Source organism: Prochlorococcus marinus str. AS9601, assembly GCF_000015645.1.
Lineage (GTDB): Bacteria > Cyanobacteriota > Cyanobacteriia > PCC-6307 > Cyanobiaceae > Prochlorococcus_A > Prochlorococcus_A marinus_O.
Map to the genome: position 1 here is coordinate 646232 of NC_008816.1, position 20730 is coordinate 666961.

Sequence of the window (20730 nt, forward strand, 5' to 3'; positions counted from 1 at the left end):
ATTAATATATTTTCTCTAAATGAATCTTCTTTAAGTTATTTCTTTTGATATTGAAAAAAATTTTACCATCCCTTAATCCAATAACTTTATCAAAATCGTTCAGCAAATCTAATCTATGTAATGCAACTAATACCGTCTTTGGGGATTTTTTTGTTTTGTTTTTATCTACATTTTCTAGTAGAAGGTTTTTAATTGTTGTTATCAATTTGGGATCTAGATTATTAAAAGGCTCATCTGCAAGTAATATATTTGATTCTTGAATTAATGATCTAGCTATAGCCACCCTTTGTTTTTGCCCCCCAGATAGTTTTCTGATTTTTTTGTCGAAAATAGAATTATGAAGTCTACATAATTTCATATATTTATGCGCCTTCTTAAAAGAACTTATATTTAGTAAATTTTTAAAAGCGAAATAAAAGTTGTTTTCCGCTAGTAGTCCACAATTAACATTTTGTTCTGCAGAGAGATCTTCTATTAATCTTAAATCTTGCCATATAGTTGTTATTTTACTTTTCTGCTTTCTATCTAATTCCTCGAAACTTTCATTGAATAATTTAATCTCACCTTGAGTTGGCTTTATAGTGCCATTAAGTAGTGATATAAGTGTAGTTTTTCCTGAACCGCTTTTACCTAAAAGTGCAATTTTTTCCCCAGAATTTATTTTTAAATTTATTTTATTTAGGATCAGATCATTTTTGTATGCATAAGATATATTTTCTAATTCTAAGACAGTATTATTCATCTAATTTTATTTAATTTCCTCCCGATTTCCTCTATATTTTTATATTGTTTTGATTCTGCCTTTATAAATCTTTTTGCATTGAACATATCTAATATCTGTTTATGTGATTTTTGCTTTATATCTAAATTTAGAATTACTGATTTAAGTTCTTTTGTAAACCCTTCCCCGAATCTATTTTCAAGATCACCTTGAGCTACCCAATGATAGTCAACATATTCTGGTGTGATCCAGAATAATTCTAAATTACTTATTCTTTTGGGATTATTTTTAAGATTGTTTTCCCAAACCTGTTTATTTAAAGCTCCAGCATCAAATGCCCCACTATTAACTAAAGCTATAGTGGCATCATGACTCCCACTATAACCTGCTTTTTTTCCTTTAAAATGTTTAATTTCTACCCCTGCTTGATTTAAAAAATATTCTGGCATTAATCTTCCAGAAGTTGAGTTTTCAGAGCCAAAAGTAAATCTTAAATTCTTTAGTTTTTTAAGTCCTTTAATGTTTGAAATTGAGTTAAGTTCTAAATTTTTGTTTACTATAAAAACACTTTTAAATTCTTTATCTATATCTCTTTGAGCTATGACAATTGAATTAGGTGTTTGTAATCTTGCTTGAACTCCTGATAAACCGCCAAACCAAACTAAATCTAAATCTTTAGTTCTGAATCCAGTTACTGCTGCAACATAATTAATAACAGGAATGTATTGAACTTCTACATCAAGTTGGTTTGATAATTCTTTTGAAAATAAATTAAATCTTTTGTCCAAAACATCTTGGTTTTGATCAGGTATTGCTCCAACTTTTAAAACTTTGGGATTTGAAAATACAGGTGATGAAAAAACAGAAAATAATAGATATGAACTTATTAGGAAATTTTTTAAATTAAACATAACTTTGTTAAATTAATAGTATTCAGAGATTGCTTTTTCAAGTCTATGTAGTCCATCTTTTATTTTAATTTCTGAAGCTGCACAAGATATTCTTATACATTGATCAGCTCCAAAAGCTTTCCCAGGTACAACAACTAATCCGTAATCTTGAAGAGCTTTATTGCAGAAATCAACGGAAGTAATTGAGGAGTTGGGTAATTTTGGAAATGCGTAAAATGCTCCGTTAGGTTCTTCAATATAAATCCCATTTATATTATTAAGGCCCTCATAGAGAAGTCTTCTTCTTTGATCATAATGGCTATTTATCATTGAGAAAAACTCATTATTAATTTTTAAAGCCTCTAAAGCACCTTTTTGAACAAAAGAGCAAACATTACTTGTACTTTGACTTTGTAATGCTGAGGATGCTTTGATTACATCTTTGGGACCTACTAAATAACCTATCCTCCAGCCAGTCATAGCCCATCCTTTCGCAAACCCATTTATTATAAAAATTCTATCTTTTAAGTCATTTGCTAATGAAGATAAACTGTAGTGTTTAAATTCTTTTTTAAGGATTAGTTCGTAAATCTCATCAGAAAGAATATTAATATTTGGATTTTCTCTAGCTAAATCGGCAATTTGTAATAATTCTTCCTTTGACATAACTCTTCCAGTAGGGTTATTAGGAGAATTGATAATTATAAATTTAGTTTTTGAAGAGATTTTAGACTTCAAATCTTCTATATTTATTTTGAATCCATCTTCTGCAGAAGAATTTGTAAAAATTGGCTTCCCACCCGCCAATCTAACCATCTGGGGATAACTTAACCAATATGGAGAAGGAATAATAACTTCGTCTCCAGTATTTAACAATACTTGGAAAAGATTATATATTGCTTGCTTAGCACCATTTGTGACCATTACATTTTCAAATTCATAATTTAAATCGTTTTGAATTTGAAGTTTATTTGCAATTGCTTTTCGGAGATCTAAATTTCCCGCTGCTGGCCCGTACTTTGTAAATCCATCAAATATAGCTTTACTTGTAGCGTCTATAACTTCTTTTGGGGCATCAAAATCAGGTTCACCTGCACTTAAATTGCAAATATCTACTCCTTCTGCAGATAATTGATTTGCTTTAGCACTTATCTGTAATGTAAGAGAAGGCTCAATTGAAAGAGCCCGATCAGATAAATTAACTTGACTCATTGACTTATGACTTTTCAAATATGACTTTTAATAATGACAAATGCATAAATTAAGAATAAATAAAACTATCACACTATGGTTTAATTTAGTTCATTTTCTTAATCTATTTTATTTTCATGTTTTGAGTTCTTAAGATAAAAATATTTAAAGTTTTATTTTCGGTGAAAAGGTTAGTAATTGGGAGAGGAAGTGTATTTGCAGATTTGTTAGTAATTGGTGAGGCACCTGGAGCCCAGGAAGATTTAGAAGGAAAACCTTATGTAGGTAAATCTGGTAAGTTATTAAACGAATTATTAATACAAGCTGGAATTGATTATAAGAAGGATGTTTATTTTTGTAATGTAATTAAATGTCGTCCACCAAATAATAGAAAACCCACTGCTAGAGAAATTAATATTCATAAACCTTGGTTATTGCAGCAAATAAAGTTAGTCGATCCAAAATTTATATTACTTACAGGTTCTACTGCTATGAGAGCTATTTTAGAAGTTAAAGATCCTATAAGTAATTTAAGAGGTCAATGGATTAAAAAAGATGGGAGAGAAATTATGGTAATTTTTCATCCATCTTATTTGTTGAGATTTCCTTCAAAAGAAATCAATAAACCTTACCATCTAACTTTGAAAGACCTAGAGAATGTAAGTGGTAAACTATATGCCGTATAATTTAGTGAAATCCTTTTTGAATATCAAGAATTTTAATGTCATTAACTCAATCTAAAGAGGTTAATAGTCTCTCCAAAAGATATTCAACTCATATTGAGAGAAGGATAACTAGAACAGTAATGGTGGGTGATATAGCTATTGGAAGTGATTATCCAGTAAGAGTTCAATCGATGATAAATGAAGATACTATGGATGTCGAAAATGCTTACTTAGCTATCAAAAGACTTCATGATGTGGGTTGTGAAATAGTAAGGTTAACTGTCCCTTCCTTAGCTCATGCCAAAGCGGTAGGAGATATCAAGGCAAAATTACTAGAAAATAATATCAATACCCCCTTGGTGGCTGATGTTCACCATAATGGTATGAAAATTGCAATGGAAGTTGCAAAACATGTTGATAAAGTAAGAATTAATCCTGGATTGTTTGTTTTTGAAAAATCAGACCCTACAAGAACTGAATATACAGATGAGGAATTTGAAACTATTAAGCAAACAATACTTAAAAGATTTACCCCTTTAGTTGAAGTTTTAAAGGCTGAAAACAAAGCTCTAAGGATTGGAGTTAATCATGGGTCTCTATCTGAGAGGATGCTTTTTACTTATGGAGATACGCCATTAGGAATGACAGAATCTGCGATGGAGTTCGTCAAAATTTGTGATGAGCTTGATTTTCATAACATAATTATTTCTATGAAAGCTTCTAGGGCTCCGGTCATGATGGCAGCTTACAGAATGATTGCCGATAGGCTTGACTCAGAAGGATATAACTATCCCTTACATTTAGGAGTGACCGAAGCTGGTGATGGTGATTATGGAAGGATTAAAAGTACTGCTGGAATTGGAACGCTTTTAGCAGAGGGATTAGGAGATACCATCAGGGTTTCCTTAACAGAAGCTCCAGAAAAGGAAATACCAGTGTGCTATTCAATTTTGCAATCTTTAGGTTTAAGAAAAACAATGGTTGAATACATCAGTTGTCCTAGTTGTGGTAGAACACTTTTCAATTTAGAAGAAGTTGTAGATAAAGTTAGGAACGCCACTTCACATTTAACCGGTCTAGATATAGCAATAATGGGATGTATTGTTAATGGGCCAGGAGAAATGGCAGATGCTGATTATGGTTATGTTGGGAAAGGTAAAGGAACTATTGCCTTATATAGAAGGAAAGAAGAGATAAAAAGAGTACCTGAAGATGAGGGTGTTAATGCTTTAATCCAACTTATTAAGGATGATGGCAAGTGGATTGATCCTTAAGGATTTGTCAAATTTTTGAATTATAAATAAATTCTTTTTATAATAAAAAAGTCGAATTATTTGAAGATAAGAGAATTGCTTAAAAAAAAATATATATTTCTGTTTGCGACATCCTTTTCAGGGTTATTTTTAAATAATTTTGCAGAGGCAACAGTTTTAAATAATAGTTATAAAGAAGTAATTGATCATGTTTGGCAAATTGTATATAGAGATTTTCTTGATTCAAGTGGCAAATTTCAAAAGTCCAATTGGATTAATCTAAGAAAAGAAGTTTTATCAAAAACATATTCAGACAGCAATGAAGCATATGATGCGATTAGAGATATGCTTTCTAATTTAGATGATTCTTATACAAGATTTTTAGAACCTAAGGAATTTAATCAAATGAGAATTGATACCTCTGGCGAATTAACTGGAGTTGGTATCCAAATAGTTAAGGAAAAAGAATCTGATGATTTAATAATTATTTCTCCCATAGAGGGCACCCCTGCATTTGATGCTGGAATTAAAGCTAGAGATAAAATATTATCCATAGATGATATTTCTACTAAAGGTATGAATATTGAGGATGCCGTGAAATTAATAAGAGGACAAAGAGGTACTAAAGTAAAGCTTGAAATTCTTAGAGGTTCTCAATCCTTTTTTAAGACTTTATCAAGAGAAAAAATTGAAATAAAAACTGTATCAAGTAAAATCAATCAAACCAAAAATGGCTTATCAATTGGCTATGTAAGAATTAAACAATTTAATGCAAATGCATCCAAAGAAACTAGAGATGCTATTAAGGATTTAGAAACAAAAAAAGTCGCAGGATATGTTCTTGACTTGAGAAGTAATCCGGGAGGTTTATTAGAATCAAGCATTGATATCTCAAGGCACTTCATTAACAAAGGAGTAATAGTAAGTACAGTAAGTAAAGATGGTTTAAAAGAAACGAAAAAAGGAAACGGTAAAGCTCTAACAAAAAAGCCCTTAGTTGTTTTGGTTAATGAGGGTTCTGCTAGTGCTAGTGAAATAGTTTCTGGTGCAATAAAAGATAACAAAAGAGGAAAATTAGTTGGGAAGAAAACATTTGGTAAAGGTCTAGTTCAATCCATGAGAACTTTAGTTGATGGTTCAGGTCTAACTGTTACAGTCGCTAAGTATTTAACTCCGAACGGCACTGATATAAACAAATCTGGAATTATTCCCGACATAGAAGTAAGAATGAATATAAACCCTATACTTCAAAGAGAGATAGGAACTAGAAAAGATAAACAATATAGAGCTGGTGAAAAAGAGCTAATAAATATAATTAATAGAAAGAATCAGATAAGCGAATTTAAGCCCGACACCACAAACCTTAATGCATTCCTAAAAATTAATAAGGAAGATAAAGTATTTTCATTAAATTAATTACTCATATCCAGCATTCTCTTTATTGGCACATAGGCTCTTCTTATTATTTCTGGGTCTAGTTCGATAGACGGGGAATTATTTTTCAAACAATCAAGAATTTTTTCTAAAGTATTTAATTTCATATACGGACACTCGTTACATTTACAACCTTCTACATCTGGGACTTCAATAAAAATTTTATTAGGTTCTTTCTTTTTCATTTGATGAATTATTCCAGGTTCAGTTAGTACCATGTAAGTTTTAGATGGATCTTTACTTACGAAATCAAGCAGCTTACTTGTTGATCCAATAAAGTCTGAGAGAATTAGTAAATTTTGACTACATTCAGGATGAGCAATTACTTTTGATCCTGGATTTTGATATTTTAATTTTAGAAGTGCTTCTTCACTAAATGATTCATGAACAATGCAGCTGCCAGGCCATAATTTAAGATCTCTTCCTGAATTTTTCTGTACCCATCTCCCAAGGTTCTGATCTGGCGCAAATATTATCTTTTTATCTTCAGGTATCTTTTTAATTAATGAGACTGCATTACTGCTTGTACATATCAGATCACTTTGAGCTTTTACTTCTGCAGTGCAATTTATATAACTTACGACATAGTGATCTGGATTTTCTTCCCTGAATTTTTGAAATTTATCTGAAGGACAATCGTCTGCTAATGAGCATCCTGCGTCAATATCTGGTAGTAGGACTGTTTTATTAGGGCTAAGTATTTTTGCGGTTTCGGCCATAAAGTGCACACCGCAAAAAATTATTATATCTGCGTCATTATTTGCAGCTTTCTTAGATAGATCTAATGAATCTCCAATAAAATCTGCAATTTCCTGAATCTCTGGTGCTTGATAATAGTGCGCAAGAATAATTGCATTAGCTTTTTTGCAACGCTCCTTTATTTCAGAAATCAAATCCTCTTCGTTTTGAACTGATTTCTGTTTTGCAGTAGAAGTTATACTGGTCAGGATTTAGAATATATCTATATAGATTATATGCCTTTAAACAGAAAAAATTCTGACAAATTTAAAAATTGCTATTGTTGGTGACTGTCATGGTCAATGGTCTGAATTAGACTTGAAAGTTTTATCGATTATCAAACCAAATATTGTTTTATTTGTTGGTGATATTTCTGATGGAAGTGTAAAAATAATTAAAAAAATCAATGAGATCAAAATTCCTACTTTTGTGATTTTAGGAAATCATGATAGAGGAAAAGATTCTACAGGCGAAACTCTCTCAAAGCAGATACGTGTTCTTGGTGAAAAATATTGTGCATGGGATTTGAAAGTTTTTAATAATGAAATAAATTTATTGTCTGCTAGACCTTGTAGTTCTGGCGGAGGCTATTACCTTTCAAAAGAGGTTAAAGGTGTTTATGGACCTATAACCGAACAAGATTCAATAAATAAAATTATCAAATGTTCAGAAGAGACTGTTGAAGAAATACCTCTAATAATTATGTCTCATGTTGGTCCCTCAGGTTTAGGTTCAGAACCTAAAAGCATTTGTGGGAAAGACTGGAAATTACCCTCTTTAGATTGGGGAGATAGAGATTTGTCTGCTGCTATTTCTCAAATACAAAAGAGAAGAAAAGTTGATCTTGTAATTTTTGGCCATATGCACAACCGGCTTAAAAGAAATCTTGGTTTAAGAGAGATGTTTAAAATTGATAGCAAAGGAACGATTTATTTCAACACTGCTGTGGTACCAAGATATAAAACTGATGAAGATGGAAAATTGCTAATTAACTTTTCATGGATTGAGTTTGAAAATAAGCAATTAAGGCATGTTTCTCATCGATGGTTTTCAGAGTCTGGTGTAATTCGTGAAGAAGATAAATTTTTTTAGGATTAAATATCTCTGATCATATTTTAAGTATTTTTGGGCTTTTCATATCTTGAAAATAATGTTTGAGATAAGATATAACCCGCAATTCCTGCGGCTGTAAAAGCTAAACCATTTTTAAATAAAGGTAATAAATCATTTGTTCTGGATATTATCGGTGCCAAACCAAAAATCCCAAATAACATTCCCCATAAAGGAGAAAGAAGAGCTAAAAATCCAATTGATATGACTTGGCCTTCTTTTCTTGGGGCAGATGCGAAACCTGCTACTAAACCTCCAAGAATCGATGTACATAAAGTCCATATATATTGCTCTTTGGGTAGGCCAGGGACAACTTGGCATCCTCCTCTTTCGAGGCAAATCTTTACTGAATCAATTGCATCTAATACTGCACCATCCTCACCATGATCTTTAACATAGTATTGGTTGCCAAATCTTGTTTGAAGTTCAACCCAAAATAACCTTGGCATAAAATTAAAATAAGCCTCTCCTACGTTAAAGTTCAGCAAATTTCCCCCTCTAGGATCCGCAACTATCAACAAACTTGTCTCATCTAAATCCCAATAGTCCTTTATTGCACTACCAGGAGAACTTTCAAACTGAGATAAATATTTAATTTTCCACCCACTTTCAATTTCTAGATTGTTGAGCTTTTCCTCTAAAGATTTTTTCTGATTAGGGCTTAATGTTTTAGCTAAATCAATTACTGGTGTTTTTTCTTCTGGTAAGAGATTTGGATTATTTATAGCGAAAACGGGTTTATGTGAAATTAAAACTAATATAGATAGAAATATTCCTAATAAATAGTTAATCTTTGAAGGCATAAATAAGTTTTGTCTCTTTATATTTTCGCCGATGAATAGCTTACCCGCGAATAATCCAGATTGGTTAGTAAAAAAAATAATAAAAATGGGTGGGACTATAAGTTTTTATGACTTTATGAATTTTGCATTAAATGATCCTATTAATGGTTATTACGGCAGCGGAAAAGCTGAGTTAGGCGTTCGAGGAGATTTTGTCACATCACCATCTTTATCTGATGACTTTGCTTTTTTAGTTGGTAAACAAATAGAAGATTGGTTGATTCAGTTCAAAAGTAGTTTTTTATCTAATGAGACATTATCTGTAACTGAATTTGGAGCTGGAGATGGAAGCTTTATGAGTGGATTAATTAAATACTTTTTAGAAAACAGCAAGAATTTTTTAGAAGGTATTTCTTTTGTAATTATTGAACCTAATGAAGGGATGGTAGAAAAACAAAAAAATAAATTGGAGGAATTTTTGAACTTAGGTATTGATATTTTATGGAAAGGTTTGGATGAAGTAGAGGAAAATAATATAAATGGAATAGTTCTAGCAAATGAAGTTTTGGATGCTTTGCCAGTAGAAAGAATAACCTTCTCAAAGGGAAAACTAATTCGACAAGCAGTTTCTATAGACAAAAAATCTCATAAATTATTTTTTGATAAAATGCCAATTACACGTGAATTGGAAAAAAGTTTTGAACTTGCTAAAAGTGAGTTGGGAATAACTATTCCGCCTGAAGATGCTCTTGAAGGATGGACGACAGAATGGCATGTAGATAACTCAAAATGGTTAGAAGCTATTTATGGGAAAATCAATAATGGTATTTTATTGATAATTGATTACGCTAAAGAAGCTAAAAAATACTATAACTCTAAGAATTCTGATGGGACTATAGTTTCATATGAAAATCAAAAAATGAGGAATAATGTCCTAGATTCTCCTGGAAATTGCGATTTAACATCTCATGTATGCATAGAAACTTTAATTAATGATGCTGAGACTCTTGGATTTGATACTGTTGGAATAACAAAACAAGGAGAGGCTTTATTGGCGCTTGGATTGGCTGAGAGACTTTATGGGATTCAGAAAGAATTTAAGGAGAATTTATCAAATGCTCTTTTAAGAAGAGAGGCATTACTTAGACTAGTAGATCCTGTTTGTTTAGGTGATTTTAAGTGGTTTGTTTTTAAAAAGTTTAATGAGAAGAAAATAAATATAAATTCAACCTGTTTGCGTTAAGAAAAAAACTTTAAAAATAATGAATCTTCCACGTCATCATATATATCAACAGCACCAATTTCTTTCGGTAATATAAATCTCATTTTGCCATCACGAACTTTTTTATCACCCATAAGTATTGTTAGAACGTCTTCTTTATTTATTTTGGGGATCTCGGTAGGAAGATCATAACTCTCTAAGAGAATTCGCTGTCTCTCTAATTCTTCTTTAGACCATAACCCTTTTTCAATTGCTATTTTCCCCGCAATATTCATACCAATTGATATTGCCTCACCATGCAGAAATTTGCCGTATCCACATAAATTTTCAATAACGTGACCAAAAGAATGACCATAATTCAATATTGCTCTAACACCATTTTCATGTTCGTCTTGAGAAACAACATTAGACTTTGTTTTAATTGAACTATTAATTATTTTAATTAAATATTCATTTTTGAGATTTATAAGTTCATTTTTGTTTTTTTCAATTTCTAAGTATTCGAAAAGTTCTTTATCTCTTATTACTCCGTATTTTATTACTTCAGCCATGCCTGCACTAAATTCTCTTTTGGGCAAACTTTTTAAAGTTTCTGGATCAATAAAAACTGCTTTAGGTTGATTGAAAGCTCCAATTAAATTCTTACCTTTTGGATGATTTACTCCTGTTTTTCCTCCCACAGATGAATCAACCATTGATAATAATGTTGTTGGAATCTGAATATATTCGATACCTCTAAGCCAAGTAGCAGCTGCAAAACCACTTACATCTCCAACAATTCCTCCTCCAAGGGCAATAATTATTGAATTTCTATCTAAGCCAAATTCAAATGCTACATCATATATTTCACTTAAGGTTTTTAAGTTTTTATATGATTCTCCAGCCTTGATAAGGAACATTTTGGCCTGAAATTTATTATCTTTTAAATTATTTAAGAATTTCTCACCATACAAATTTGATATTTCTTCATTTGAAATCACAAGTATTTTTCTTTTCTTTGTTATTCCAATTTTTAAGAGTTCTTCGCTAATGTTATTCAGTATCCCTGCTTCTAGAGTTACTTCGTATGACTTATCACCTAATGGGACTAATATTTTTCTCTTATTCACAATTGATTACCTAGTTAAAATTTATAAATATTTGTATTAAGTATTTTATATATTAGCAAAATCTAAGCTCTAGATCCTTAAAAATTCAGTTGTTAAGAATTAGAAATGGTAATAAAATCATGCTATGAGTTTTAAAAAAAATATAAACGATATCAAGAAAAATTATTCCCTAGGAATAATTGGAGGTGGTCAACTGGCACTGATGTTAACCGAGGCAGCAAAAAAAAGAGATTTAGAAGTATGTGTGCAAACAAAATCTTGTGATGATCCTGCTGGCTCAAAAGCAGATCATGTCATAGAAGCTGATCCTTTAAAGATAAGAGGAAATAAATCATTAATTAATGAGTGTGAAAAAATAATTTTTGAAAATGAATGGATAAAAATTGATAAATTAAATTTAATTGGCAATGAAGATATTTTTGTTCCAAGCCTTAATGCAATTAAGCCATTAGTAGATAGGTTTTCTCAAAAAAAATTAATAGATAGAATGAATATTCCCTGTCCAAAATGGATAAGTATTGAAGATTTTAAAAATCTCTCGGATGAGGAAATCAATAATTGGACTTTTCCTCTAATGGCAAAATCAAATAAAGGTGGATACGACGGCAAAGGGAACAGAAAAATAAAGACAAAAGAAGATTTAGATTCTTTTTTAACAGAGAATAATTCTGATGAATGGTTAATAGAAGAATGGATAGAGTATGAAAAAGAACTGGCTCTTGTTGGTTCGAGAGATAGGACCGGTAAGATAAGATTCTTTCCAATAGTTGAGACGTTCCAATCAAACCATGTTTGTGATTGGGTTCTTGCACCTGGATCAAATGAATATGATTTGAACTTATTTGCAATAAATATTTTCTCTTCAATAGTCAATGAACTTAATTACGTTGGAGTTTTAGCTATTGAATTCTTCTATGGAGATAATGGTCTTTTAATTAATGAAATAGCTCCTAGAACACATAACTCAGCTCATTTCTCTATTGAAGCTTGCACATCAAGTCAGTTTGATCAATATGTTTGCATTTCTTCTGGGATAATACCACCTGAAATTAAAATGAACTGTGAAGGTGCAATTATGATAAATCTACTGGGGTTAAAAAAGAATTTCCCAATCTCAATGGAAACCAGAATTAAAATGTTATCTGAAATTGAGGGTTCTAATATTCATTGTTATGGCAAATCTCGCGAAATTCTTGGACGAAAAATGGCTCACATCACATTTTTATTAAATGGTAAAACGCATTCAGAAAGATATGATGAAGCTCAAATTTTATTAACTATGGTAAGAGACATTTGGCCATCTCCAAATGCATAAAAAAATAAGTTAGAGTTAGATTACTGGATCTTTGGTTAAGTTCTTCTTTATGTGCTCTGATCTGACTCTCTTTCGACATGAGGAGACTGTCGTGATGCGGTAGTAAACCGATCTTGTAATCGGAAACGAAAGCCCACTTTGAATCCTCTTCTGGCATTTCCAGGTCGATGCAGCAGAGAACTGACGGGGATCCGGTGTTACCTATCAAAATGCTTGCTAAAACAGGCTTTTGGTGGGTATTTTATTTTTTGGAATAACTGAGCTGTTTTTATTTTCTATCAGTGTAAATAATTTATTTGCCAAAATACTTGACGATCCATTTCTAATGTATTTATATTAATAGTACATATGTATTATTAAATAATGACTTTAGGAGGAGCTAATGTTTGGACTAATTTTTCTTACGGTTATCGTAATGAGTCCCCAAGTGGTTGGTTGCTTAGCCCAGACCGCAGCAGATTAATTTTATTTACGAGGAATAAAAAATCTCCAAGAAATAGTATGAGAATTTTTGCTCATACTTATTATGCAAATGATCTTGGTGAGCCAATGGCAATTAAATCATCAACTCAAATGTATTTGGATAATGCTTGGGATAAATGGCATGACCTTCAATTAGAAGGTTGGACTTTTGAAGAACTTGAATTACCTGAATCAGTATGACTAACTTAAATCCAATCAAAAAGAAACTATCAAAAGCAGATAGAAAGGTATTTATACAAGACCCATCAAAATTATTAGCAGAATTTTTTAATGGTGTTGTCATTGAACTTGATGAAGAATATAAATATGACTCATAAAGAATTGATAGATCAAGTTTCCGCGAATTTATTTAAGCAAAGTGGAAAGTTAGAAAGCAGAAGATCTTGGTTGGCAATGAGAAATTATCTTGAACAATTAGATACCGAACAACTTAAATCCATGCTTAAGGACCAGGGATGATTTTAAAAACTTTATTTAGTTTTTATTTTTTTCTTAATTCTCAGAAAACCGTAAGTTGCAAAGCCAACCAAAAACATATCCAAGTAAATATGCCAAGTAGGGAAAATCTGGTGTATTAATTCCATTAACGTTTTATTGCCACTTGCCAATAAGGATAATCTAAATTTGATTTTTCTCTAATCAATTGTAATTTTCTAGAATTTATTTTTACTACTATTCCATCTGTTGGATATTTACTAAAAAGCTTCCCTTCTAGCCATTGTTTTCTAAATACTTCAACTTGGCTCGTAAAGTTACATGAAATATCCTGAGGGATCGTGAAACCAAGCTTTGAAAGACTCTTTTTGGACTCATATTGGTTAAGTGTTGAATTAAGTATTTGAAATGCGCAGAAGCTAAGACTTTCAGAAAATCCTTCTTTAGCTCTTAGAAATCCAGAAGCGATTTTCTGGGAGATATTTGGACTTTGGTTGGGTGCATATAATTCACCTCTAACTTGGAGAACCCCTCTTAAAGGGAGATTATTGGGAATGTCTTGAACTTTAATAAGTTTACTAGTAACGTCGGCCCCTTTTCTTGAAATTGCTTTCTCCAAGGTTCCATCCCTATATTGCAAAGCAACAGCACAACCATCAATTTTTGGTTCAATTAATAATCTGGTATCTACTAATAATCCTTTCAAAAATTCATCTATTGAATCCTTTTCTAATGAAGGTAAAACAATTTTATTTTTCTTTTTAAAGTAATCACAATTTGGGTTTGTTCTTAATAAATTTTTTTCAAGTTGGTCGAACTGCTTATCAGAGATTAAAGCATTGCCATTTCTATAATTATCGTCATACCACTCAATTCGTTCTTCTAAATAAGTCTTCATTTAATAAGATGGCTTAAGTTTTTGGTCAGGTGTCCAACTTGGCTTATCTATAATCCATTTTTCTCTATCTTCAAATTTAACAGTCCATAAAAGAAATGAAGAAATTTCTTTTAGAGTTATGCCAACCAAGTATCTTGTTTTTGGACTTATTGATATAAATCCAAATAATAGTATTAATAAAACAAGCTTAAAGATACCTTTAATCATTTAAAAACTCAGGATAATTTTTGCGAACTTTTTAATTAATGCAATTCTTATAACCTTCAATTATTGCTAGTTCTTCAATATTCAAACCTGTTTCCTCTAGTAAAGTTTCTCCTATATCGTCCTTATTAAATTTAGTTAAAGCTCCTTTAGTAGAGTACTTAATACATTGGTTTTTGTATTTTCCTTCTTTGACAACAGGAGATAAATAAAAACCAAACAAGATGATAAAAGCCCCATAGGTTACAACTTTTCTATGGTTTTTCCACCATTCATAAAATTTATTGGACACGAAAAATAAATGACTATTTTCTATTTTAAATTGACTGTCAACAAATTACTTTAGAAATTTAAGGATTGGTTAATTTATTGTTTTATCATTCATAGATTTAACCCAAGAAAAATATCTTGATTTTCTAATCCTTTGCTCTTTCGAAACTAATCTATCTGCAGATTCTAGGGGTGATTCTCCTTTCTTAACTTTTGTTGTAATAGAAATACCAAAACCTTTTGCTTCAATTTTTGCAATGCCACCCTCTAAAAAAAATAAAAAAGACCAACCTTTGTTCCATCCTAAGTAGAAGGGATTTCGATACATTGCATTCTTTTGGAGATTCTCCTTAAATGATATTTTCCTTTTCAAGGAGTCACTTGTATTCACTATTACCAAATAAGAAGTTTATGGCGGATTATTTCTGGAAAGAAATTTTATTTTTAAATAATTGCCAGAGGAACACTTGACGCCTGCGAGTAGTACATTTATATTAATAGTACAACTGTATTATCTTCATGACTCCAGGAGTTGCTAATGTTCGGACTTATTTTTATCGTGGCAGCCTTATTGACCCCCCAACTGGCTGGTTGTTTAGCAAAAAAAGTGGTTTATTAATTTTTTTTGAGAGTTATAAGAAATCTGTATCTAATAACTTACAAGTATATACTCATCTTTTCTATGCAAATGAATTAGGTGAACCAGCCCAAATTAAAAATTCAAGACTTCATTCTATTGAGTGTGCTTGTGAAACATGGAATGAATTAATTTCAGGAGGTTGGCAAATTGTTACTAATAAATTCCAGTAATCATGATCAAGGTAAATCCTTCAAAATGGGAATATCTAAAAGAATCTACCCTAAAACGAAAACGAACAAAGATTTGTATTACTTGCAATCACTTTCGCTACAGCACTACAGAAACTTTTCTACTATCTTGATCTGTCCAAAATACGAAAAACGCATACCACAGGGTGATCATTTACTTAAAGGCTGTGAGTATTGGCAAAAAAATAAGACTATATTTTCCCCTGAAGCTTCTTAATTATTCTCTAATTAAACTTCTCTAGGTAGAGATATTTAATTATGTAAACAAAGCATTATTTTATACAACTTAAAAAATTCTTTTTAAGTAATTTTGAAACATGATTCAATTCTACTTTTCCATATTTTTATTAGTTGTGCTTACATTTTTTGCACTTTTATTAGATGCACCAGAATTGGCATCTTTAATTCAAACATTTTAGAAAATAATAAATCAGCATTTTTACTGATTTACTTTCTTAATAAGTAAGGCGTAGGTTTAACTTGTTGAATAGGAGGGATCTAATGATTGACAGTCCACCAGAGGAGTTAAATTATAAAATTTAAATCTAGATAAAACTAATGCTAAATCTGGAATGAATCTTTTATTTGTGATTCATTCCTTTTTAATTTCTTTCTAAAAAATGTAATTTATAAGTATTAAATTTTAAAAGTAAAAAATCTGTTCATATTAAAATGATTTTAGGCCTAAGTCTCTTCTTAGATAGTGGCTAAACTTACCTGAATCCAAAACCATTTTTTTGTTCTTCTTTTTCTTCCCATTCATTAATAATTAGTTTTAGTAAACTTTTAAGTTCAGAATTCGAAGCATCAGTATCTTTTTGAAGATTTTTACAAATGTTTTTTATTTCCTCAAAAGCATTATCAATTAATATAGTTTTTTGATCTGGATTAGCCATAGAATTTTAAAATGCTCCATTACAGTTGAACCCACTGCAGTTAATAACTCTGAAAATATTCATTACAAAGTTGTGGAATCTTTCATCATAAAAAAATGCCCAGGTTGTAAAAATAGCAAAACCAGAGACAGCAAAAGCAGCATATTGAAGCCAATGTATTCCATAGCTATCCAATCCATTTTTATCAAAATCAGAATTACTCAATTGCTTTTTTTCTTATAATAAAAATTTTTTTTTTAAAAGGAGAGTTTGTTTTGAACAAGATATTTTTTTAAGACCTTAATGTATTGATAGTTTAAATAAAACCAGGTATTATCCACCCAAAGAAACCGTAGTTTATTATCAATGCTAAAAAACCAATCATAGCTAATCTCCCATTTGTTATTTCGGCATTTTTCCAAAATTTACCCATATAGTTTTTATTTCTTTTCGAATTTTTATCTATCAAATAATTTGGTTCTAAAGGTTCCTGCAACCTTTTGATGGCGTATAAAGAGAATTGAATTGTAATTGCGATGATAACAACTATAAAACTAGTAAGTGCATCCATTTTTAGATTTCATATGTGATCAATTAGTAAGCCAAAGAATAAATGACATTTTATACATCAAACATTTCCTAATTTCTGCTTTATTCACAGAGGAAACCTTAACTTGAATTATTAAAGAATGTAACATATTTAAAAAAAAAAAGTATGAATTCTTACTTTTTCTTTGGATTTCACATTTTTAAGTACTTTACTGTTACATTTATGTGTCAACAAAATTCTAAGACTAGTCTTAATTGAATTACAGAATTGGCTTTAAGGTTTTTACTTTAAATCAGATAAATTATTGAAAAATTTTTATAAGGAATATATTTTCAATGTTATTTATTTAAATATTTTTAATAACTAGTAATTATTTTTGTTTGATTTCCGGAAGGTAGAATTTATTGCCTAATGTATATCCAATTGACATCAAAACGAAACCAATAAGTTGAGGTAAATGAGAATTTGCTAGAGAGATTTTTTCAATCATTTCTCAATGTATAAATATCTATAATAATAAAAAATTTCAAATACTGTAAGTTTATTTTCTTTTTGATTCTTTAATCTCCCCAGATTTTTTTAGTGAATTAACAAGTCTTTCATTTTCTGTTTTTAAATTTTCTAATGCAGATTTTGTGAATTGTTCTTTAGCTTCAAATTTTGCTGAACTTATAACTTTTTTATTAGGGAGTTTTTTCTTCGGTTCTGACTTCATATTAAACAGCAATTTAAAAAATTTTAGAAGTTATTTTTTTTGAGTTAGGTATTATTTTTTACATTTTTCTGGTTAATAATATTTGTTTACATATACAAATTAATCTTTATCTTTTGGGAGCCTTATCCATCCAGTAGTCCATTCTGTTTTTAGTTTTGCCCACGAGATTCTTTTAATATCTTTTTTATTTTTGGTAGGAAAAATATCAACCCATCTATCTTCATTTTTCCCACCATAAGCTTTCACTTGAAAATGCCTATTACCATTAATTGTTTTTGGTGCTGTCCAACACAAAGTAGGAGGCCATTTCATGAGAAATTTTTAAAAGATAAAAAACTAAAGGTTGCTTTGCCCAGTTAACACTAAACCATAATATGCAATCGTACCTACGATAAGTACGATTCCTAGTATTCTAATAATCATGAATTGGTATTTTTAAATTCAAATTATATTAGAGAAATTTTATAAATTTGCGTTGAAGATTTAATATTTTCTAATTTTTCCTTTTTTTATTTCTAACTATGGAGTGGCAAGATTCAGGATGCCATTCATTCTGAATATTGCCAATAAAATCATAAATAAATGAATCTGGACATCCAGTTTTATTTTGAAGTTCTGAAAGTTTTTCTTTAATGAATTCATATACACTCGTTATTACCCCTAAATTTTCTTCTTTGGAGGGAGCCCATTTTTTATTCTCCATTAATATTTTTTCAATTATTTTCCACAATATCGTAATAGGTTATGTCTCCATAATCAGCATCTGAACAACATAAATCTCCATATAGTTCCTCTAACAAATCGTACGCATCTGAATACTTATCAAAACTTTGAGCTGTTAATTCGTCATCTTTCCCATCAATTCTAATTATTTTGTAGATCATATTTTACTTAGATGCTAAAAGTATTTTTTTGATTCATTAGTTCATCTTATAAATAAAAATCTTATTTAGGAATATTAGTTGGGTAAAGCTTCTGAATTTTATTTTTCTGAATTTCTATTTTTCTTCTTTCATATTTTTTTGCCATTATTTTTCTGATAAATAATTGTGGGATAAGCCAAACTAACGCGATAGCGATAGCCATGAAAGCAGGATTTCTCCACGTTAACCTAATAAACTCTTCTGTAAATTCTTGATTGAAAATTTCCATACATTAAATTTTGATGATAAAAATATCTTTGTTTTCTTTTTATAGAATCTTTTAAATTTCATAATCCATCATAGCCTTAAAAAATCTAATAAGGAATTTTATAAATTTTTTCTTGTTCTAGTTCGTTTTCTTTTATATTTGGATTTAGATTAATTTTTTATTTTTTAGTTTAGAGATGTCGACTTATCTAATTACAGGATCAAATAGGGGTATTGGATTAGAACTATGTAGACAAATTCATAAGAGGGGAGATAATGTAATTGCAACGTGTAGGAAAGCTTCAAAAGAACTTAGAGATTTAGGAGTGAGAATTGAAGAGAATATAGAAATTTCTTCTGATGAGTCGATAACAAATTTGTGTAAAAAACTATCCGGAGTTAATTTAGATTGCTTTATTCATAATGCAGGAATTTATGAATTTAATTCTTTCGAAAACTTAGATAAAAAAAGTATTTTGCGGCAATTTGAAGTCAATGCATTGAGCCCAATATGTATGACTCAATCACTTAAACATTTTTTAAAAAGATCTTCTAAAGTTGCTTTTATCACGAGTAGAATGGGATCTATTGAAGATAATACATCAGGAAGTTCTTATGGTTACAGAATGTCTAAGGTTGCCTTGTCCATGGCAGCAAAATCACTTTCCATAGATTTATCAAGGGAAGATATTTATGTAGCTATTTTGCATCCTGGGTTAGTGAGTACAAGAATGACTGGCTTTACAAGAAATGGAATAAGTCCTGAAGAATCAGCAAATGGCCTTTTAAAACGTATTGATTCTTTAAATAAAAATAACTCGGGTACTTTTTGGCATGCTAACGGAGAAGTTTTGCCTTGGTAATATAAATATATTTATATTGAAGAGATTTATATCTTTAATTTGTTAAAAAATTTTTAAATTTTTAACGAATTTCTTTCCTTGTTTAATTCTTTTGGTTATCTTTAGAAAAATATTAGTAAAGGAGGTGATTCATTGTCGTATCTACCGAAAAATGCGGTTATCAAAGGGGCCGTGAATTCAGTATCTTCATCACATTCATCGGTCTCTTTTTCTTTGATTAAGAAAAAAGGTTTTATAATCAACAGATTTATATAAATCAGTTACTTAATAATTAAAAGCTCTGCCTCTCATGAAGTTGCAGGGCTTTTTTTATGAATTTAAATAATCTTTAAAATTTAGGCTATCTTTTTTGGCCGAAGTAAATTAAAGCTAAAAAAGATAAAGTGCTTACCAAAGCGATTAAGTACCACCCAGTTGAGGAGTTGCTAGTTACTTCGTTCATTTATTTTGATTTATCGGAGGAATTGATTATTTGAGTGAAAATCACAATGGATATCATTAAAAAAACTAAAAGGATGTAAGTTACGTTCATTTATAGAAAAATGCTAATTATTAAAAAGATTATTCCTAGAACTACAGTAACAACTGCTCCATCTACTAATAAGTCTTTCCATGTATAACTTTTAAGCATCCTTGTTTTATCTTCTTCACTCATAAGGTTCTTTAACCACGTCCAATCTAAAAGCTGTGTCAAGGCAACACCAAAAATTAAATGACCAAACAAAATACCAATTAGATCAATTCTAGAAATATCTTTAGTGAGACTAGTAATAATAAAAAAGTCCACTAGCTTTTTTCTTTATTAGATAAGGCTCCACCTTCTTCTTTGTATTTTTCCCAAGCTTCACTTATTTTCGCTTTAGAGAAATTTTGTTTTCCCTCAGTGAATTTATTTTTGAGGTTATTTAAACTATTAGTAAGTTCTTTTTTTGTTGGTTCATCAAGAAAGTTTGATGTTAATTTCCATAAATACCAGCTACTAGCTAGAAGAAGAATTAATCCCAGTAATTGCATATTAGTTTTTTCCCATACTACAACTTTTCAAATGG

31 protein-coding genes and 1 other RNA gene are annotated in these 20730 nt (G+C 30.3%); 12 read left to right on the top strand and 20 right to left on the bottom strand.

Going from position 1 to position 20730, the window contains the following annotated elements; translation table 11 throughout:
- Window position 1: 1 nt before the first annotated feature.
- Genes A9601_RS12665 through A9601_RS12675 form a run of 3 tightly spaced genes read right to left on the bottom strand, consistent with a single transcriptional unit; the run spans window position 2 to window position 2823 of the window.
- Window positions 2–742, bottom strand: a complete 741-nt coding sequence (locus A9601_RS12665; protein WP_011818175.1) for an ATP-binding cassette domain-containing protein — start codon at window positions 740–742, stop codon at window positions 2–4.
- Complete coding sequence (locus A9601_RS12670) at window positions 739–1632, bottom strand: putative selenate ABC transporter substrate-binding protein (RefSeq protein WP_011818176.1); 894 nt, start codon at window positions 1630–1632, stop codon at window positions 739–741. Before A9601_RS12670 ends, A9601_RS12665 begins: the two co-directional genes overlap by 4 nt.
- Window positions 1633–1644: 12 nt before the next feature.
- A complete protein-coding gene (locus tag A9601_RS12675; RefSeq protein WP_011818177.1) occupies window positions 1645–2823 on the bottom strand; it encodes a pyridoxal phosphate-dependent aminotransferase in 1179 nt (392 codons plus the stop codon).
- Window positions 2824–2984: 161 nt separating this feature from the next.
- Here A9601_RS12675 and A9601_RS12680 point away from each other — a divergent pair, with 161 nt between their 5' ends.
- Genes A9601_RS12680 through A9601_RS12690 form a run of 3 tightly spaced genes read left to right on the top strand, consistent with a single transcriptional unit; the run spans window position 2985 to window position 6136 of the window.
- A complete protein-coding gene (locus A9601_RS12680; RefSeq protein WP_011818178.1) occupies window positions 2985–3488 on the top strand; it encodes a uracil-DNA glycosylase in 504 nt (167 codons plus the stop codon).
- A 35-nt stretch (window positions 3489–3523) separates the two neighbouring features.
- Entirely contained in the window at window positions 3524–4741 is a 1218-nt protein-coding gene (gene ispG / locus A9601_RS12685) for a (E)-4-hydroxy-3-methylbut-2-enyl-diphosphate synthase (RefSeq protein ID WP_011818179.1), read from the top strand.
- A gap of 60 nt (window positions 4742–4801) precedes the next feature.
- Complete coding sequence (locus A9601_RS12690; protein ID WP_011818180.1) at window positions 4802–6136, top strand: S41 family peptidase; 1335 nt, start codon at window positions 4802–4804, stop codon at window positions 6134–6136.
- On the opposite strand, the gene nadA is transcribed toward A9601_RS12690, so the two are convergent.
- A complete protein-coding gene (gene nadA, locus A9601_RS12695; RefSeq protein ID WP_071813223.1) occupies window positions 6133–7092 on the bottom strand; it encodes a quinolinate synthase NadA in 960 nt (319 codons plus the stop codon). The two genes, A9601_RS12690 and nadA, sit on opposite strands and share 4 nt — an antisense overlap.
- A 118-nt stretch (window positions 7093–7210) precedes the next feature.
- On the opposite strand from nadA, the gene A9601_RS12700 reads away from it, so the two are divergent.
- Window positions 7211–7984 carry a TIGR04168 family protein gene (locus A9601_RS12700; protein ID WP_011818182.1) on the top strand — a complete coding sequence of 258 codons (774 nt, stop codon included), beginning with the start codon at window positions 7211–7213 and terminating at the stop codon, window positions 7982–7984.
- 23 nt (window positions 7985–8007) lie between these two features.
- Here the strand turns inward: A9601_RS12700 and A9601_RS12705 are convergent, their stop codons facing one another.
- Entirely contained in the window at window positions 8008–8805 is a 798-nt protein-coding gene (locus tag A9601_RS12705; RefSeq protein ID WP_011818183.1) for a hypothetical protein, read from the bottom strand.
- Window positions 8806–8836: 31 nt separating this feature from the next.
- Between A9601_RS12705 and A9601_RS12710 the strand changes: the two genes are divergently transcribed.
- Window positions 8837–10027 carry an SAM-dependent methyltransferase gene (locus A9601_RS12710; protein ID WP_011818184.1) on the top strand — a complete coding sequence of 397 codons (1191 nt, stop codon included), beginning with the start codon at window positions 8837–8839 and terminating at the stop codon, window positions 10025–10027.
- Here the strand turns inward: A9601_RS12710 and aroB are convergent.
- The gene (aroB, locus tag A9601_RS12715; RefSeq protein WP_011818185.1) at window positions 10024–11115 is read right to left on the bottom strand and encodes a 3-dehydroquinate synthase; all 1092 of its coding nucleotides are present in this window, start codon (window positions 11113–11115) and stop codon (window positions 10024–10026) included. The two genes, A9601_RS12710 and aroB, sit on opposite strands and share 4 nt — an antisense overlap.
- A 124-nt stretch (window positions 11116–11239) precedes the next feature.
- Here aroB and A9601_RS12720 point away from each other — a divergent pair, with 124 nt between their 5' ends.
- From A9601_RS12720 to A9601_RS18580, 5 genes are all read left to right on the top strand, one after another.
- Complete coding sequence (locus A9601_RS12720; RefSeq protein WP_011818186.1) at window positions 11240–12430, top strand: 5-(carboxyamino)imidazole ribonucleotide synthase; 1191 nt, start codon at window positions 11240–11242, stop codon at window positions 12428–12430.
- 17 nt (window positions 12431–12447) lie between these two features.
- Window positions 12448–12632: non-coding RNA, 6S RNA (ssrS, locus tag A9601_RS18315), on the top strand.
- A gap of 161 nt (window positions 12633–12793) precedes the next feature.
- Window positions 12794–13093, top strand: coding sequence for a DUF1651 domain-containing protein (locus tag A9601_RS12725; protein WP_011818187.1), 300 nt, complete (start codon window positions 12794–12796; stop codon window positions 13091–13093).
- A complete protein-coding gene (locus A9601_RS18575) occupies window positions 13090–13230 on the top strand; it encodes a hypothetical protein (protein WP_011818188.1) in 141 nt (46 codons plus the stop codon). Before A9601_RS12725 ends, A9601_RS18575 begins: the two co-directional genes overlap by 4 nt.
- On the top strand, window positions 13220–13372 hold the full coding sequence (locus A9601_RS18580; RefSeq protein ID WP_011818189.1) for a hypothetical protein: 153 nt from the start codon (window positions 13220–13222) through the stop codon (window positions 13370–13372). The genes A9601_RS18575 and A9601_RS18580 overlap by 11 nt, the downstream gene beginning before the upstream one ends.
- Before the next feature lie 124 nt (window positions 13373–13496).
- On the opposite strand, the gene A9601_RS12730 is transcribed toward A9601_RS18580, so the two are convergent.
- The 4 genes from A9601_RS12730 to A9601_RS12745 all read right to left on the bottom strand — a co-directional run bounded on the left by A9601_RS12730 (window position 13497) and on the right by A9601_RS12745 (window position 15111).
- Window positions 13497–14246 (bottom strand): NAD-dependent DNA ligase, encoded by a 750-nt coding sequence (locus tag A9601_RS12730; protein ID WP_011818191.1) that lies wholly within the window; start codon window positions 14244–14246, stop codon window positions 13497–13499.
- The gene (locus A9601_RS12735; protein ID WP_011818192.1) at window positions 14247–14453 is read right to left on the bottom strand and encodes a hypothetical protein; all 207 of its coding nucleotides are present in this window, start codon (window positions 14451–14453) and stop codon (window positions 14247–14249) included.
- A 31-nt stretch (window positions 14454–14484) separates the two neighbouring features.
- Entirely contained in the window at window positions 14485–14742 is a 258-nt protein-coding gene (locus A9601_RS12740; protein WP_011818193.1) for a hypothetical protein, read from the bottom strand.
- Between the two features lie 69 nt (window positions 14743–14811).
- A complete protein-coding gene (locus A9601_RS12745) occupies window positions 14812–15111 on the bottom strand; it encodes a hypothetical protein (protein ID WP_225866266.1) in 300 nt (99 codons plus the stop codon).
- A 128-nt stretch (window positions 15112–15239) separates the two neighbouring features.
- On the opposite strand from A9601_RS12745, the gene A9601_RS12750 reads away from it, so the two are divergent.
- Complete coding sequence (locus A9601_RS12750; protein ID WP_011818195.1) at window positions 15240–15530, top strand: DUF1651 domain-containing protein; 291 nt, start codon at window positions 15240–15242, stop codon at window positions 15528–15530.
- A 731-nt stretch (window positions 15531–16261) separates the two neighbouring features.
- On the opposite strand, the gene A9601_RS12755 is transcribed toward A9601_RS12750, so the two are convergent.
- The 8 genes from A9601_RS12755 to A9601_RS12780 all read right to left on the bottom strand — a co-directional run bounded on the left by A9601_RS12755 (window position 16262) and on the right by A9601_RS12780 (window position 18840).
- On the bottom strand, window positions 16262–16444 hold the full coding sequence (locus tag A9601_RS12755) for a hypothetical protein (RefSeq protein WP_011818196.1): 183 nt from the start codon (window positions 16442–16444) through the stop codon (window positions 16262–16264).
- Between the two features lie 6 nt (window positions 16445–16450).
- Window positions 16451–16648: a hypothetical protein gene (locus tag A9601_RS12760; protein WP_011818197.1), complete on the bottom strand. Its 198-nt coding sequence runs from the start codon at window positions 16646–16648 to the stop codon at window positions 16451–16453.
- Window positions 16649–16739: 91 nt separating this feature from the next.
- A complete protein-coding gene (locus tag A9601_RS12765; protein WP_011818198.1) occupies window positions 16740–16994 on the bottom strand; it encodes a chlorophyll a/b-binding protein in 255 nt (84 codons plus the stop codon).
- Between the two features lie 520 nt (window positions 16995–17514).
- Window positions 17515–17688: a hypothetical protein gene (locus A9601_RS18585; RefSeq protein WP_011818200.1), complete on the bottom strand. Its 174-nt coding sequence runs from the start codon at window positions 17686–17688 to the stop codon at window positions 17515–17517.
- A gap of 99 nt (window positions 17689–17787) precedes the next feature.
- Window positions 17788–18000 carry a TIGR02450 family Trp-rich protein gene (locus A9601_RS12770; protein ID WP_011818201.1) on the bottom strand — a complete coding sequence of 71 codons (213 nt, stop codon included), beginning with the start codon at window positions 17998–18000 and terminating at the stop codon, window positions 17788–17790.
- Between the two features lie 181 nt (window positions 18001–18181).
- The gene (locus tag A9601_RS12775) at window positions 18182–18391 is read right to left on the bottom strand and encodes a hypothetical protein (protein WP_041484598.1); all 210 of its coding nucleotides are present in this window, start codon (window positions 18389–18391) and stop codon (window positions 18182–18184) included.
- A 10-nt stretch (window positions 18392–18401) separates the two neighbouring features.
- Complete coding sequence (locus A9601_RS18590; protein WP_011818203.1) at window positions 18402–18572, bottom strand: hypothetical protein; 171 nt, start codon at window positions 18570–18572, stop codon at window positions 18402–18404.
- A gap of 61 nt (window positions 18573–18633) precedes the next feature.
- Window positions 18634–18840: a hypothetical protein gene (locus tag A9601_RS12780; RefSeq protein WP_011818204.1), complete on the bottom strand. Its 207-nt coding sequence runs from the start codon at window positions 18838–18840 to the stop codon at window positions 18634–18636.
- Window positions 18841–19015: 175 nt separating this feature from the next.
- Between A9601_RS12780 and A9601_RS12785 the strand changes: the two genes are divergently transcribed.
- Entirely contained in the window at window positions 19016–19681 is a 666-nt protein-coding gene (locus tag A9601_RS12785) for an SDR family oxidoreductase (protein ID WP_011818205.1), read from the top strand.
- A 532-nt stretch (window positions 19682–20213) separates the two neighbouring features.
- Here the strand turns inward: A9601_RS12785 and A9601_RS12790 are convergent.
- Together A9601_RS12790 and A9601_RS12795 are read right to left on the bottom strand one after the other, a co-directional pair.
- Window positions 20214–20468: a hypothetical protein gene (locus A9601_RS12790; protein ID WP_011818207.1), complete on the bottom strand. Its 255-nt coding sequence runs from the start codon at window positions 20466–20468 to the stop codon at window positions 20214–20216.
- Window positions 20468–20695: a hypothetical protein gene (locus A9601_RS12795; protein ID WP_011818208.1), complete on the bottom strand. Its 228-nt coding sequence runs from the start codon at window positions 20693–20695 to the stop codon at window positions 20468–20470. The genes A9601_RS12790 and A9601_RS12795 overlap by 1 nt, the downstream gene beginning before the upstream one ends.
- Window positions 20696–20730: the final 35 nt, after the last annotated feature.

Excerpts from the sequence above, each read along its gene's own strand:
- A9601_RS18575 (WP_011818188.1), top strand. The coding sequence starts at position 13,090 with ATGACTAACTTAAATCCAATCAAAAAGAAACTATCAAAAGCAGATAGA.
- A9601_RS18585 (WP_011818200.1), bottom strand. The coding sequence starts at position 17,688 with ATGAAGTCAGAACCGAAGAAAAAACTCCCTAATAAAAAAGTTATAAGT.
- A9601_RS12670 (WP_011818176.1), bottom strand. The coding sequence starts at position 1,632 with ATGTTTAATTTAAAAAATTTCCTAATAAGTTCATATCTATTATTTTCT.
- A9601_RS12780 (WP_011818204.1), bottom strand. The coding sequence starts at position 18,840 with ATGGAAATTTTCAATCAAGAATTTACAGAAGAGTTTATTAGGTTAACG.
- A9601_RS12725 (WP_011818187.1), top strand. The coding sequence starts at position 12,794 with ATGACTTTAGGAGGAGCTAATGTTTGGACTAATTTTTCTTACGGTTAT.
- A9601_RS12795 (WP_011818208.1), bottom strand. The coding sequence starts at position 20,695 with ATGCAATTACTGGGATTAATTCTTCTTCTAGCTAGTAGCTGGTATTTA.
- A9601_RS12765 (WP_011818198.1), bottom strand. The coding sequence starts at position 16,994 with ATGGATGCACTTACTAGTTTTATAGTTGTTATCATCGCAATTACAATT.
- A9601_RS12750 (WP_011818195.1), top strand. The coding sequence starts at position 15,240 with ATGACTCCAGGAGTTGCTAATGTTCGGACTTATTTTTATCGTGGCAGC.
- A9601_RS12735 (WP_011818192.1), bottom strand. The coding sequence starts at position 14,453 with ATGATTAAAGGTATCTTTAAGCTTGTTTTATTAATACTATTATTTGGA.
- A9601_RS18590 (WP_011818203.1), bottom strand. The coding sequence starts at position 18,572 with ATGATCTACAAAATAATTAGAATTGATGGGAAAGATGACGAATTAACA.
- A9601_RS18580 (WP_011818189.1), top strand. The coding sequence starts at position 13,220 with ATGACTCATAAAGAATTGATAGATCAAGTTTCCGCGAATTTATTTAAG.
- A9601_RS12785 (WP_011818205.1), top strand. The coding sequence starts at position 19,016 with ATGTCGACTTATCTAATTACAGGATCAAATAGGGGTATTGGATTAGAA.
- A9601_RS12775 (WP_041484598.1), bottom strand. The coding sequence starts at position 18,391 with ATGGAGAATAAAAAATGGGCTCCCTCCAAAGAAGAAAATTTAGGGGTA.
- A9601_RS12705 (WP_011818183.1), bottom strand. The coding sequence starts at position 8,805 with ATGCCTTCAAAGATTAACTATTTATTAGGAATATTTCTATCTATATTA.
- A9601_RS12710 (WP_011818184.1), top strand. The coding sequence starts at position 8,837 with ATGAATAGCTTACCCGCGAATAATCCAGATTGGTTAGTAAAAAAAATA.
- A9601_RS12770 (WP_011818201.1), bottom strand. The coding sequence starts at position 18,000 with ATGAAATGGCCTCCTACTTTGTGTTGGACAGCACCAAAAACAATTAAT.
- A9601_RS12665 (WP_011818175.1), bottom strand. The coding sequence starts at position 742 with ATGAATAATACTGTCTTAGAATTAGAAAATATATCTTATGCATACAAA.
- A9601_RS12675 (WP_011818177.1), bottom strand. The coding sequence starts at position 2,823 with ATGAGTCAAGTTAATTTATCTGATCGGGCTCTTTCAATTGAGCCTTCT.
- A9601_RS12730 (WP_011818191.1), bottom strand. The coding sequence starts at position 14,246 with ATGAAGACTTATTTAGAAGAACGAATTGAGTGGTATGACGATAATTAT.
- A9601_RS12720 (WP_011818186.1), top strand. The coding sequence starts at position 11,240 with ATGAGTTTTAAAAAAAATATAAACGATATCAAGAAAAATTATTCCCTA.
- A9601_RS12755 (WP_011818196.1), bottom strand. The coding sequence starts at position 16,444 with ATGGCTAATCCAGATCAAAAAACTATATTAATTGATAATGCTTTTGAG.
- ispG (WP_011818179.1), top strand. The coding sequence starts at position 3,524 with ATGTCATTAACTCAATCTAAAGAGGTTAATAGTCTCTCCAAAAGATAT.